Raw genomic sequence first — 13197 nt, forward strand, 5'->3', positions numbered from 1 at the left:
GCAGAGAGCGAGCCGGAGTATTTGATGCCTGACAACGTCCACAGCCAAAGTTTGCCCCGTGCCCGCGCGGACATCGTCCGCGGTGCCCGAAACGGCGCCGGAACGCGGCTCCTTGCACTGCCGCGGCCCCGGTTCTGGGCCTTGTGGGGGATCGTCCTGGCGGCCGCGGTCGTGGTCCTTGGCATCACCGTTGCCGACGTTCCGGGTATCAGCACTGACGAACTTGGTGTGGACCAGAACCTCAGCCAGCATCACGTTGCCCTGCTGACCGGCCTGGCCATGGCCCTGAACCTGCTGTTTGGTCCTGTGGCCGGGGTTCTGCTGATCGCCGTCGTCGCACTGTTCCTGCTATTGGTGCGCCGCAGTCCCGTCAATGCTGTGGCGTTTGGCTTGGTGGCGGTGTCAGGCTGGGCGGCGAGCGAATTCTTCAAGGTCCTTGTGGCCAGGCAGCGCCCGGATTCCGCGTTGCTGTTCGATCCGCTGGCACCGGAAAACGGTGCGGACAGTTTTCCGAGCGGTCACGTCACTTTCGCCGTGACTCTTGCCTTCGCCGTGTATTTCCTGGCCCGCGGGACGCGCTGGGCAAAGTCTGCGGCCGTTGCGGGCGTGGTTGTGGTGGCCGTCGTGGCGTGGTCGCGGCTGTACATCGGCGTCCACTACCCGTCCGACGTCGTCGGGTCGGTCCTGGCGGGCACCGCGGCTGTGATCCTCCTGAGCGGGTGCTGGAACTGGCTGGCGCCCCGGGTGTGGCAGCGGGTGCCGGTGAACGCGGTCACGCGTCCATTCCTGCCCTAAGACTCTCAGCCCGCAGAAAGGCATCATGCAGACATTTCATGCACTGGCCACGGTAGCCGCCGCCTCACCACTAGATCCCGCGGGGCTCCTTGAGGGCCTGGGGCCGGCCGCCCTGGCGGTCATCGCCGGGATGGTCTTCATCGAATCCGGAGTCCTGTTCCCGTTCCTGCCCGGAGACTCGCTCCTGTTCACGGCGGGCCTGCTGCATCAGCAACTGAACCTCACGCTCCCGCTCCTGATCGGCATCGTGTCCGTGGCGGCGGTGGCAGGCGACCAAGTGGGCTATTTCCTGGGCCGGAAGTTCGGCCGCCGGTGGTTCAAGGAAGACGCCCGAATCCTGAAGACCTCGCACCTGACCCGGACCGAGGAGTTCTTCCGCCGGCACGGCGGGGGCGCGGTGGTCATGGCCCGCTTTGTGCCGATTGTGCGCACGTACGCCCCGCTGGCGGCGGGAATCGCCCACTACACCTACCGGAAGTTCACGCTCTGGAACATCGTGGGCGCGGTGGCGTGGTCGGCTTCCGTGATTCTGCTGGGGTCCTGGCTCGGGCACTTCGACATCATCGCCAACAACATCGACCTCATCGCCGTGGCCATGGTCCTGCTCTCCGTCATCCCGTGGGGCGTTGAGTACCTCAAGCGCCGGAAGAACAAGGGCACCGCCAAGGAATCCGCCGAAGAATCCGAGGAACGGCCCGTGGAAGCGCTGGCCACGGAAGAATAGACCCATGACACCAGATGCCCGGCCGTCCCTGCTTCTGGTTGAGGACGATCCCGTCCTCGGCCCGCTTATTGCCGAGCTGCTGGAAGACGACTATCGGGTCAGCCTGGTGGCGGACGGAAGGCTTGGCCTGGGCGCCGCCCTCGGGGAGCCCTGGGATGTCATGGTGGTCGACCGCGGCCTGCCCGGCATGGACGGCATCGCCCTGATCAGCGCCTTGCGGGCGAAAGGGATTTCCACGCCGGTGCTGATCCTCACGGCGCTGGGTGCAACGGATGAGAAGGTCCGCGGCCTCGATGCAGGGGCCAATGACTACATGACCAAACCGTTCGACGCCGGCGAGCTGGGTGCGCGACTGCGCGCACTGACCCGCAGCTACGCCCAGCCCACGGTGAGTATCGGCGACTGGGAACTGAACGCCGTCGGCCGTTCCGTGCGGTCCGTATACGGGCCGCTGGTGACGCTGACCGCGAAGGAGTGCGAGTTGTTGGCGGCCCTCGCTACGGAGCCGGACCGTATCTTCAGCCGGGATGAACTCATCAGTGCCGTGTTTCCCTCCACCGACCAGCCGAGCGTGATCGATACCTATGTCCACCACCTGCGCCGTAAGATTTCCCGGAACGTGATCCGCACTGTCCACGGCGTTGGCTACCAGATCGGGGACGGCCATGAATGAACGACGCCGGGCCGCGGCAGACCCGGACCAGGCTACGCTCCGCAAGGCCTCACTAAGGATTGCCGTACGCATCAGTGCGGCGTGCGCCGTGCTGGTCCTCTGCCTGCTCGCGGGGGCTGCGATCTACCTGACCAACCAGCTGTCCCACCCGGAACTGCCCGGCACGTCCAGCCAGGCCGCCGATTTTGCGTACCTTGACTACAAGGACCTGCTCAAAGCCCTGATCATCGCCGGCGCGGCGGGGATCGTCCTTGCCGGAGTGATCGGCTGGTTCAGTGCCCGCAGCGCCATCGAACCGCTGGGCGCCGCGATGGCCCTGCAACGCCGGTTCGTCCAGGATGCCAGCCACGAACTGCGCACGCCGCTGGCCATCCTGGACGCGCGGATCCAGCTCGCCCAGCGGGACACTCCTCCGGAGTCAAAGCCGGGGCAGGCGCTGGCACGGATCCGGCAGGACACCTCAGCCCTGACGGCAATTGTCAACGAACTGCTGTTGGCCGCAACGGGAGACACTGCAGAAACCCCGGGGGAACCCATTGATGTGGCGGGGGTGGTGGAGTCCGTGGCCGAGAGCGTCCGGACCATCGCTGACGGCCAGGATGTCAGCGTAGCTGTAACGGCGGACGCGCATCCGCTGGCGAGGATCGACGAAAGCAGTTTGCGCCGCGCCATTCTGGCCCTGGCTGACAACGCGCTGGCGCACACGCCGGCAGGCGGGACCATCACCCTCGCCGCGGCAGCGAGCCAGCGCAGCGCGGTGATCACGGTGACGGATACGGGAAGCGGGATCTCCGGCGTCGAGCGTGACAGGATCTTCGAGCGCTTCGTCAGGACGCCGCGTCCGGACGGAACCAGGGCGCAACGCAGCTTCGGCATCGGGTTGGCGCTGGTCCGCGATGTGGCCACCGCCGCCGGCGGAACGGTGGAGATCGCCGGCACGGGCCCGGGCGGGACCACCATGCGGATCACGCTGCCACTGGCCACGCCCTGAACTGCCGGTCCCGACGTCCCACGCCGTATACTCGGTGCCAGCCATGACCAGCCTTCCTGCCTCCCCCGCCAGCGTCCGCCTTGATGCGTGGCTGTGGGCCATCCGCGCCTACAAGACCCGCTCCGCCGCCACAGCCGCGTGCCGGGCCGGGCATGTGCGGCTCAACGGCAGCCCCGCGAAAGCTTCGGCCACACTCGTTACCGGCGAGACCGTGACGATCCGCATGTCAGGTTTCGAACGCATCCTCGAAGTCCGCCGTTTGATTGCAAAACGGGTGGGGGCCGAGGCGGCGTCGCACTGCTTCACGGATCACACCCCGCCCCGTCCGGTGGCACCGGCGTTGGGACTGCCGCAGCGGGACCGCGGCGCAGGACGGCCTACCAAGAAGGACCGGCGGGAGATGGAACGGCTTAAGGGCTCTCAGCTCAGTTCTTAAGCTTGGCCTGCACGAGATTCGCGAACGGCAGCCGGCCATGCTCCGCAACGAAGGCTGCGTGATACGCGGCCTCGGCTTGGTTCACTTCTTCGGCAGGCAGCTCTTTCCACGCCATGATGAGCTCATCCGTGTGCGTCAACTGCCAGATGAGGCGGCCGTCCCAATGGCCCGGCGGCCTGCCCCGCCCAAAATCCAGGAACTCCTTGATCTGGTTCCGGAGGCCGCGGTTGCCCTTGCTTCCCGGCCCGGCTTTGCCAACGTAGAGAATGTCCGCGCCGTCCACCCATTCCGCCAGAATGGCTGCCGCAGGCAGGGTGGGATTCTTTTTCTTGAAGGTCCCGGCGGTGCTGATCTTGAGGAAGTGCGGCTCGAACTCATTCGGCCGAAGAACGGCGAACACCCCGGTGCCCTGCGGAATCCTTATGATCTCAAGGCTGTCGAAGGCCCGGAAGCCGGCAAAGCCGTCGGACTTGAGCGTTTTCCTGTTCATCATGATGACGTTACCCGGACCGGCGCCGGTCCGAGGCAAACTTGCACTGCGCACCTCTACGTCCAAAAGCGTAGAGTGGGTTCAGACGCCTGTTTCTGGACGCCGTGCTGCTGAGGGAGAGATCGTGACGATTGACTGGGACGAAAAAAAGGCCCTGCTACAGGAACCAAACATCGCGGCGGTAACGCAACTCTGCGATGAACTGATGGAAAAGAAGCCAGGGTCTGTCGTCCCCTACATCGACCCCGTGCATGACGAGGACGAATGCCGGATTGTCAGCCTGCACGTCAGTCCGGGCAAGGGCACCGAGTCCGGGTTCGTCTCCCATTTCAACGACGACGAAGCCGCCCGCCGCGCCACCCAGATTTACGAACTTGCCGAGCTTGATCCGCGTTACGTGATGCCGTGGAATGCGTACCCCTGGGTGCGGGATCCGGAGCTTCCGTCAGCGCTGAACGTCCAGGAGAAGACTGACGGCCTGCGGCCCTTCCGGCAGTTCCTCAAGATCAACCGCCGGGTCTCCGCAGTCATCGCACACGGCACGGACGCCTCCACGTTCCTCACCCTCTTTGAAAAGACCTACCATTCTTCCCTGAAGAACAGCGGCATCAAGATCTACAAGGCCAGCGCGCTCGGCGGGCGGGCCTTTGCTGTTTCCGAAGCAAAGCAGGAGGATCTCCTCGCCAAGAGCGTGGACGTCTACAAGGACGCCATGCAGCGGGCAGGCATCCAGCACCTTTAGCCACGCACGACGGCGGCAGTAACCGCGGGTACCTCAGCCTTCCAGTAAGCGCCTTCGGTGCTTGAGCTCCTTCACCCACGCCCTGGTGACCATGTCAGGGAACGGCGGGCCGCCGCCGTCGTTCTTCTCCGGCCCAGCGAGCCCCGCGAACGCTGTGCCGGCCTCCAGATCGGTGATCAACGGCCCTGACGCTTTCAGGGCGAGCTCCAGCACCTGGGCAGCCGTGCGGTCTGTGAGTCCCAGGTCCGCGGCCCAGCCCAGAAAATGCCGCCGCGAGATCCCGTTCCGCTTCCCGTTCAGGGTCAGCGCAAGGGTCTTATCCCCGTAGACCACTGTGGAGGGAATGTCGTAGACCGGGGCGATGGTCCACTCCCCGTGCGGCTGCTGGACCATCGAAACGTTCTTGGCGTGCAGGTCTCCGTTGCCGCTCAGCCACGCAAACGCCCCCTGGATGGCAAGGTTCCGGAGGGCCGGGAGCGGTGCCGAGCAGTAATCGGCGAGTGCATGGCAAACCTGCCCATAAGCCACGTTGTACTTGTCCGCCGGGTAAAGCTTCAGGACCTGGGCCCCGTCCTCCACCGCCAGCCGCCGGACGTCGTCGGGGCCGCCACCGGAGACGGGCACCCGGTCGAAGCGTTCCACCAGAAGCCCGGGCCTGCCCGCGGTATCCCGGATCAGCCGGACCCTGCTCAGCGGAATCCGCAGCCTGGCCGCGTAGCGGAACATCACCAGCTCGTTCTCCACCACATGCGGGAATTCGGGGGCGTTGAGTTTGAGGATAAACCGCTTGCCTGCGCTGGCCACAGGGAGCGAGATCATGCCGGCAGACAACTTGTCCTGAACCCCTGCCAGCGCCACGGGGTCGATCAGGTCCGGGTCGCCGAGCAACTTATCGAAGTCAACCGGGAGCTTGGGATCCAGCTGGACAGCGTGCTCGTCCGGATCCAGCGCCTCGCCGTGGCCTACGATCTGGACGTCGCCCACCGGGTTCCCGCCGGCGGCGATCAGCAGGGACAGGTCGTCGTCGGCGCTGGTCTTGATGGACCGCCGCAGTGCGTTGAGCCGTCGGCCTTCCGGCAGGAGGCCGGTGAAATAGGGGGGCGCCGCCCCCGCCGCTGAATCGACGGGTGCCCCGGTGAGCGGCAGGGAACTGGCGACGGCGGGTCCCTCGGATGCGAGGTACGCCGGCAGGTAGCTGAACCGGGTGCCGCCGTCGTGGCGTTCGAGCCGCGCGGCGAGCATCCCGGCCTTGTAGATGTCCGCGATGCGGTGCTTCATGGCTTTGGTTCGCGATCGCTGGCGTGCCCTGCGAGCGCGCGGGCACCTTTGCCGGTCTTGGTGGTGATCCGGAGCTCGAGGCCAAGCGTGTCTAGGACTGCCAGTAGGGAATCCAGCTGGACGCTTGGCTTGCCCTGCTCAATGAACCTCACGAAGCGTTCCGAGACCCCGGCCATGTCCGCTAGATCGCGCTGGGTGAGGCCCAGTTGTCCGCGGCGAAAGCGCACCTCGGCGGGGAGCCGGTCGGTCAAGGGTTCCATCGGCTCCTCCACCATAGGTACGATCGTGCCGTTTTTAGCGGCTGGCACGATTCTACGCCTGACGCACAGTCCTGACCAGCGCGTAATCGGCACGAACGTACCGCTATATGTGGGCGGCAACCTTCAGCTTGCAAAGATCTTGATCCCATATTTGCAAATTCTTGCCGGGAAACGTCCAGCATTATCGGAGGAAACTTTCAGGTTCAACCAAGGTTGCGGTATCTTCGCGAGATGATCGCCCGTTTTAGAAAAGAGCTTTGAATGAAGAAACTACTCGTTGCCTCCGTGGCCGCGGCGGCGTTGGTGGCAGGGTCCATGGTCGTCGCCTTTGCTGCAAATGCGGACGCCGGTACGGTGGTCCGGGTTAGTGATGGTGACACGCTGGTGGTATCCATCAACAACGGTGACCACACGATTCGACTGCTTAATATAGACACTCCGGAAACGAAGGACCCCGACCAGCCTGTGGAGTGCCTCGGTCCGCAGGCCACGGAATACCTCGAGGGGCTGCTGCCGAAAGGCACCAAGGTTAAGCTTGAATTCGATAAGGAACGGCACGACCAATACGGCCGGACCCTCGCCGGAGTATTCGCCCCGGACGGCTCCCTGGTGAATGCCGAGATCGCGCGGGAAGGGCTGGGAATCCCTGTGCAATACGGCGAAAACCGCAAATTCCTGCCGCCGGTCGAAGCGGCCTACGCGGAAGCCCGGTCGGCCAAGAGTGGCCTGTTTTCCGAGCAGGTCGACTGCGCGGTACCTACCCAGGTTGCGAAGACAACCAAGGCGCTTGAAACCGCAACTGCAGCGGAGCCAACAACCACGTCAGCTGCTGCAGGCGTAGCGGTGGCGGCACTTGCGACCGAACTGGCGGCGGCAAAGGCACTCAGGACTGTTCTTGCTGCCAGCAAGGATGCCCAAAGGGCGATCTATTGGGCAGGCCTGACGGCCACTGTCACTGCGGCATACCTTTCGACGCTGGACAACAAGGTCGCGGCTGCTGAGAAGAAGCGGGACGAAACGAAGGCCCTGCAGGGCACCCTCGCCGCGGCAGAGAAGAAGGCACACGAGGACCGCCTGGCCGCTGAAGCGCAGGCCGCAGCAGAAAAGAAGGCCGCAGAGGAACGTGCGGCGGCTGAAAAGAAGGCGGCTGACGAGGCAGTCGCAGCGGAAGCCGCCCGTCAGGCCGAGGCCGAGCGCCTACGAAGGTTGCCGGCACCCGCACCCTATGTCACGCCGGCACCCCAACCGTACATCCCGCCTGCTCCTGCCCCTTATGTACCACCGGCTACCAAGTACACGGGTCCGCGTTGCTACGCACCGGGCGGGAAGAGCTGGAGTCCCTGCTGACCCAGGCCGATAGCGGGCACCCGAAGGCTTCGGTTGCCGTATTCGAGTGCCCGCCGTCCCACAGGGTTTCTGCTGCAGCCACTAGGTCCCGCCCCGGGTGGTACCGGTGCCGCTCAAATTCCCTTATGAGGGCATCGCCTACGACGACCTGCCTGAGCACGAAAAGGAGCAGTGGGACGACCTCGACTGGACCGAGGACGGCGAGATCCCGGAGACGGTGGATCCCGCCATCGTAAATTCCTGGCTCTTCAACACGGACACCGTTGACAAGGCCTTGGAAGTCCTGATGACCCATGGGCACAAAATGGCCGGCGGGGACCGTCTGGGCAAGACGATCATCTTTGCCAAGAACAACCGGCACACCGAGTTCATCGAGGAACGTTTCGACAAAAACTACCCCCACCTCACAGGACACTTCGCCCGGGTGGTTACGTACCAGGTGAACTATGTGCAGACCCTCATCGACGAGTTCTCGCGCCGGGACGGGAACCCGCACATTGCTATCTCGGTGGACATGCTCGATACCGGCATCGACGTCCCGGAAGCTGTGAACCTCGTCTTCTTCAAGATGGACCGCTCCAAGACCAAGTTCTGGCAGATGGTGGGGCGCGGCACGCGCCTCTGCCCGGACCTCTTCGGCCCCGGCGAAGACAAGAAGGACTTCTTTATCTTCGACCTCTGCCGTAATGCCGAATACTTCAACGCCGGCATGCCCGGAAACGAGGGATCCCTCGGCAAGTCCCTCGCCGAGAGCACCTTTGCCGCACGCGTCCAACTCCTGCGCACGACTGCGGATCTCGCCTGGGATTCCGGCCTTCCGTTTGTTGTGGGGTTGCGGGAGTCCTTGCAGCACACCGTGACCCGGTTGCCGCTGGACAATTTCCTGGTCAAACCCGCCCGCAAATGGGTAGACCGGTTTGCAGAAGCTACGACCTGGGACTCGCTGGGCGCCGAAGACTTTGACGCTCTCGAAACTGACATCGCCCGGGTGGCCTCCATTGGCGCTCTCCCGGACACGGAGGAAGCCAAGCTCTTCGACTACCTCATCCTGCAGACAGAACTTGCCGCACTTCGGGTCCAGCCTCTTGGCCTGCTGCGGAAGAAGGTACAGGCCGTGGCCGCCGCGCTCCAGGACCAGCCGAATGTTACGGCCATCGCTGCCCAGCTCCCCCTGATCGAGGCAATCCTTGATGATGCCGAATGGGAGTCCGTCTCCGCCGAATGGTTGGAGGAGATCCGGCTGAGGCTTCGCGAACTGGTACACCTCATCGAGAAGCGCAAGCGCAACGTGGTCTACACGAATTTCCAGGACGAACTCGGGGAGCTTGAAGAGATCGAACTGGGCGGGGCATCCAATGGCCACGTTGACCTGGTCCGGTATCGCGAAAAGATCCGCCTCTACCTCGCTGAGCATCAGGACCATGCGACCATCCAGCGCCTGCGCCGGAACAAGCAGCTCACTGCCCTGGACCTCTCAGAGCTGGAACGCATCCTGATGGAAAGCGGCCTCGGCTCCCGGGAAGATCTGGATCGGGCCGCCACCGAAGGACTGGGCGTTTACGTAAGGTCTCTCGTCGGCCTGGATCGCGAGGCTGTCGAGGAAGCCCTTGCGGATTTTGTCACCGGAACAACGCTCACTTCGCAGCAACTGGACTTCCTTCAGGTCCTGACGGCGCATCTGGTGGAAAACGGCAAGGTGGCTCCGGCCGCCCTGTTCGATTCCCCCTACAACGAGCTGGCACCGTCCGGCCCGGACATGCTCTTCGGCGACGACAGCGTGGTGAAGCTGTTCGGCATCCTGCGGACAATCGAGAACCGAGCCAAGGTGGGCTGACCCGCCCGCTTCCGCTGCGAGGCCCGTCTACAGCAGGCTGTCCAGCGTCACGAAGCTGTAGCCCGCCGCGCGGATACTAGCGCCCTGAAGAATGGGCAAAAGACCCCGGATGGGCGGACGTACGCTCTCAGCCATAGCTCGCGGGGACACCCGGAGAACCCAGCAATTGACACCGCCTGTGACCCGTGCCATATTTTAGGTGTGAACCTGTCAGACAGCCCGACAGCAGGACAGCCTGCACCTCCGGCCAGCGCATCGCTCCCCGGAGCCCAGCCGCTCGCCCGGCTCAGCGCTGCCGAGGCGGTCTTTAACGCCATCCGCTCCGACATCGAGTCCGGTAATGCAGCCGTGGGCGCCAAACTCAGCTCCGAGGCTTCCCTCGCGCAGCAATACGGGGTCAGCCGTTCGGTGATCCGGGAAGCCCTCCGATCCTGTACTGCCCTGGGGCTCACCGTAACCAAGACGGGCAAAGGTACATTCGTCGTGGCCGACACGGTCGCCAGCGACCTCACGCTCGGACACTACTCCGCCCGTGACCTCACCGAGGCCCGCCCCCATATCGAAGTCCCCGCAGCCGGCCTCGCCGCCCAGCGCCGGACCGGTGAAGAACTGGAGACGCTGCGCCACATCGTCGCAGCCATGAGCACGGAAACGGACCCTGAATCCTGGGTTGCCCTGGACTCCAGTTTCCATGCCCTCATTGCGCGTGCCAGCGGCAACAGAGTGTTCGCCAGCGTCGTCGGAGAGATCCGCGGCGCCTTGGCCCACCAGTCCGAAACCCTCAACTTGGTGGCCGACCGGCAACACGCCTCAGATGCCGAACACAAAGAGATACTGGCAGCCATCGAGGCAGGCTCCGCGGACGGCGCCAGCCAGGCCATGGCAGCGCACCTGCATGCCGTGGGTGCCGCGCTCGATTCCATCCTGAACAAATAGCTCCGCCCAAGCAACCCGCCAAGGAACCCATGCTCTCCCCTGCGCTTTCTGACGCCCACACTGCTGCACTGCTCCCGCAGCACGCCCCGCTAGTAGTGGCCACCCGTGACGGACTGGTGGAAAGCGTCCACTACGGCTCGGCTATCGCCACCGCACCTGATGGCTCAATCCTGGCGGCGGCAGGCGATCCCCTGGTCCCGTTTTACCCGCGCTCCGCGCTCAAGCCGCTGCAGGCGGTGGCCATGGTCCGCGCGGGCCTGGAACTCCCGGCCGACCTCCTGGCCCTGACCGCGGCGAGCCACTCCGGCAGTGCCAAACACCGCGGCGGCACCCAGCGGATTCTCTCCTTGTACGGGCTTGCCGTAAGCGATCTCGAGAACAGCACCGACCTGCCCTATGGCGCCAGCGAGCGCGAGGACTGGCTGCGCAACGGCTTCCTCGCCACGCGCCTGACCCAGAATTGCTCCGGCAAGCACGCTGCGATGGCTGCCACATGCGTCATCAACGGCTGGCCCGTCAAGGGTTATCTCAACCCGGCCCACCCGCTGCAGCAGCTGATCGCTGCCACCGTCACCGAACTGACCGGCGAGACGCCCTTGGCCCGCAGTACGGACGGCTGTGGGACGCCGCTCTTCGCGCTCACCCTCCGGGGCATGGCCCGCGCTTTCGGCACCATCGCGGCCGCCGCAGCGCTTGCCGCAGTCAGCACTTCCGACGACAGCGGGACCGCCCCGCTGCCTGCGGAAGCCGCCGTCGGACTCGCCATGCGGCAACACCCTGACATGGTGGCGGGCGAGCGCCGGGACGTCACGGAGCTGATGCGGCTACTCCCGGGGGCGGTGGCGAAGGACGGCTTTGAAGGTGTGCAGCTGGTAGGCCTGCCGGATGGCCGCGCAGTTGCTGTCAAGATTTCCGACGGCGGCGACCGCGCCCGGATGCCTGCCACCGTCCACGTGCTTGCAGCCCTCGGCGTAAACACCGCACCGCTCGCCGGCATCGGCACCGCCCATGTCCTGGGTGGCGGCCACCAGGTGGGCCTGCTGCAGCCCACGAACTTCCTGCCTGCACGAACCCTGTCCACGCCCGCCAACGAAGCCCTGTGAGGACCCCATGACCAACCTGACCACCAACTTGAGTACCTTGGCTGCCGTCCCCGAAACCCGGTCCGAGCACGACCTGCTGGGTGACCGCGACGTCCCCGGCAACGCCTACTGGGGCGTCCACACACTCCGCGCCGTGGAAAACTTCCCCATCACCGGGCAGCCGCTGTCCTCCAACATGCACCTGGTGCGGGGACTGGCCGCTGTGAAGCTTGCCGCCGCCCGCACCAACCGCGAACTGGGACTGCTGGACGCCGAACGCGGCCAGGCGATCGAGCAGGCGTGCGCTGACGTGATGAACGGCCGGCTCAGCGACCAGTTCGTGGTGGACGTCATCCAGGGCGGCGCCGGTACGTCGTCGAACATGAACGCGAACGAGGTCATCGCGAACCGCGCCCTGGAAATCCTGGGCCACCCCAAAGGCGACTACGCCCGGCTGCACCCCAACGATCACGTAAACCTCAGCCAGTCCACTAACGACGTCTACCCCACCGCCGTGAAACTGGGCACCATTTTCGCCGGCCGGGAACTGCTGGACGCATTGGCCGAACTCGAAGAGGCTTTCGCCGCCAAAGCACTCGAATTCCGCACCGTGGTGAAGATGGGCCGCACGCAATTGCAGGACGCCGTCCCCATGACGCTGGGCCAGGAGTTCGGCACCTACGCCATCACCATCGGCGAGGATCGGCTGCGCCTGGCCGAGGCGGAACTGCTGATCCACGAAATCAACCTCGGAGCCACCGCTATCGGCACCGGACTGAACGCCCCCGCCGGTTACACCGAGGCCGCCTGCCGGCACCTGGCCGAGGTCACCGGGCTCCCCCTGGTCACCGCCGCCGACCTCATCGAAGCCACCCAGGATGTGGGCGCCTTTGTGCACCTGTCCGGCGTGCTCAAGCGCGTGGCCGTGAAACTCTCCAAGATCTGCAACGACCTCCGTCTGCTCTCCTCCGGCCCGCGCGCCGGCTTTGGCGAGATCAACCTGCCGGCCGTCCAGTCCGGGTCATCCATCATGCCCGGCAAGATCAACCCGGTGATCCCGGAAGTGGTCAGCCAGGTGGCCTACGAAGTCATCGGCAACGACGTCACCATCACCATGGCCGCCGAAGCCGGGCAGCTACAGCTCAACGCTTTCGAACCCATCATTGTCCACAGCCTCCACAAGAGCATCTCCCACCTCGAAGCAGCCTGCCGCACCCTCACGGCACGCTGCGTCCGGGGCATCACCGCCAACACCGAACACCTCCGTCTCACCGTCGAACAGTCAATCGGCCTGGTCACCGCCCTCAATCCCCACCTCGGCTACGCCACGGCAACCGCCATCGCCCAGGAAGCCCTTGCCACCGGCAAGGGCGTTGCAGAGCTCGTGCTCGAACACGGCCTGCTCACCGCCGCCCAACTCCAGGAACTCCTCAGTCCTGAACGCCTGGCGAACCTCAGCAAGTAACCCACCCCCAAAAAGGACACCGCATGACAACTCCCCAACAGGACACCGCCCAAAGGCAGGTCATCACGGACCACACGGTCCCGCCGCAGGCGCACGCCACCGAAAATGCCCTGCACGCGGAGGACAAGGGTTATCACAAGAACC

Annotated in this window: 14 protein-coding genes; 11 read left to right on the forward strand and 3 right to left on the reverse strand. The window is 65.0% G+C overall.

Annotated elements, in window-relative coordinates:
• Positions 1 to 24: 24 nt before the first annotated feature.
• The 5 genes from QK290_RS16270 to QK290_RS16290 are packed head-to-tail and all read left to right on the forward strand — an operon-like array spanning position 25 to position 3619.
• Positions 25 to 795 (forward strand): phosphatase PAP2 family protein, encoded by a 771-nt coding sequence (locus QK290_RS16270; protein ID WP_282331674.1) that lies wholly within the window; start codon positions 25 to 27, stop codon positions 793 to 795.
• Between the two features lie 25 nt (positions 796 to 820).
• A complete protein-coding gene (locus QK290_RS16275; protein WP_282331675.1) occupies positions 821 to 1519 on the forward strand; it encodes a VTT domain-containing protein in 699 nt (232 codons plus the stop codon).
• Between the two features lie 4 nt (positions 1520 to 1523).
• The gene (locus QK290_RS16280; protein WP_282331676.1) at positions 1524 to 2192 is read left to right on the forward strand and encodes a response regulator transcription factor; all 669 of its coding nucleotides are present in this window, start codon (positions 1524 to 1526) and stop codon (positions 2190 to 2192) included.
• A complete protein-coding gene (locus QK290_RS16285; RefSeq protein ID WP_282331677.1) occupies positions 2185 to 3183 on the forward strand; it encodes a HAMP domain-containing sensor histidine kinase in 999 nt (332 codons plus the stop codon). The genes QK290_RS16280 and QK290_RS16285 overlap by 8 nt, the downstream gene beginning before the upstream one ends.
• 43 nt (positions 3184 to 3226) lie before the next feature.
• Entirely contained in the window at positions 3227 to 3619 is a 393-nt protein-coding gene (locus QK290_RS16290) for an RNA-binding S4 domain-containing protein (protein WP_282331678.1), read from the forward strand.
• On the opposite strand, the gene QK290_RS16295 is transcribed toward QK290_RS16290, so the two are convergent.
• Positions 3609 to 4115, reverse strand: a complete 507-nt coding sequence (locus QK290_RS16295; RefSeq protein WP_282331687.1) for a hypothetical protein — start codon at positions 4113 to 4115, stop codon at positions 3609 to 3611. The genes QK290_RS16290 and QK290_RS16295 overlap by 11 nt on opposite strands.
• A gap of 118 nt (positions 4116 to 4233) precedes the next feature.
• Here QK290_RS16295 and QK290_RS16300 point away from each other — a divergent pair, with 118 nt between their 5' ends.
• Positions 4234 to 4851 (forward strand): uracil-DNA glycosylase, encoded by a 618-nt coding sequence (locus tag QK290_RS16300; protein WP_056342023.1) that lies wholly within the window; start codon positions 4234 to 4236, stop codon positions 4849 to 4851.
• 33 nt (positions 4852 to 4884) lie between these two features.
• Here QK290_RS16300 and QK290_RS16305 read toward each other — a convergent pair whose 3' ends face one another.
• Both QK290_RS16305 and QK290_RS16310 read right to left on the reverse strand, forming a co-directional pair.
• Positions 4885 to 6129, reverse strand: coding sequence for a HipA domain-containing protein (locus tag QK290_RS16305; RefSeq protein ID WP_282331679.1), 1245 nt, complete (start codon positions 6127 to 6129; stop codon positions 4885 to 4887).
• Positions 6126 to 6389: a helix-turn-helix transcriptional regulator gene (locus QK290_RS16310; protein WP_282331680.1), complete on the reverse strand. Its 264-nt coding sequence runs from the start codon at positions 6387 to 6389 to the stop codon at positions 6126 to 6128. The genes QK290_RS16305 and QK290_RS16310 overlap by 4 nt, the downstream gene beginning before the upstream one ends.
• 261 nt (positions 6390 to 6650) lie before the next feature.
• Between QK290_RS16310 and QK290_RS16315 the strand changes: the two genes are divergently transcribed.
• The 5 genes from QK290_RS16315 (at position 6651) to QK290_RS16335 (ending at position 13053) form a co-directional block, all read left to right on the forward strand.
• The gene (locus QK290_RS16315) at positions 6651 to 7736 is read left to right on the forward strand and encodes a thermonuclease family protein (RefSeq protein WP_282331681.1); all 1086 of its coding nucleotides are present in this window, start codon (positions 6651 to 6653) and stop codon (positions 7734 to 7736) included.
• A gap of 106 nt (positions 7737 to 7842) precedes the next feature.
• A complete protein-coding gene (locus QK290_RS16320; protein WP_282331682.1) occupies positions 7843 to 9570 on the forward strand; it encodes a type I restriction-modification enzyme R subunit C-terminal domain-containing protein in 1728 nt (575 codons plus the stop codon).
• Positions 9571 to 9771: 201 nt separating this feature from the next.
• Positions 9772 to 10506 carry a FadR/GntR family transcriptional regulator gene (locus QK290_RS16325; RefSeq protein ID WP_282331683.1) on the forward strand — a complete coding sequence of 245 codons (735 nt, stop codon included), beginning with the start codon at positions 9772 to 9774 and terminating at the stop codon, positions 10504 to 10506.
• A gap of 29 nt (positions 10507 to 10535) precedes the next feature.
• Positions 10536 to 11609: an asparaginase gene (locus QK290_RS16330; protein WP_282331684.1), complete on the forward strand. Its 1074-nt coding sequence runs from the start codon at positions 10536 to 10538 to the stop codon at positions 11607 to 11609.
• A gap of 7 nt (positions 11610 to 11616) precedes the next feature.
• Positions 11617 to 13053, forward strand: coding sequence for an aspartate ammonia-lyase (locus QK290_RS16335; protein ID WP_282331685.1), 1437 nt, complete (start codon positions 11617 to 11619; stop codon positions 13051 to 13053).
• Positions 13054 to 13197: the final 144 nt, after the last annotated feature.

Origin of the sequence: Pseudarthrobacter sp. AL07 (genome assembly GCF_029960665.1) — a bacterium.
Taxonomy (GTDB): domain Bacteria; phylum Actinomycetota; class Actinomycetes; order Actinomycetales; family Micrococcaceae; genus Arthrobacter.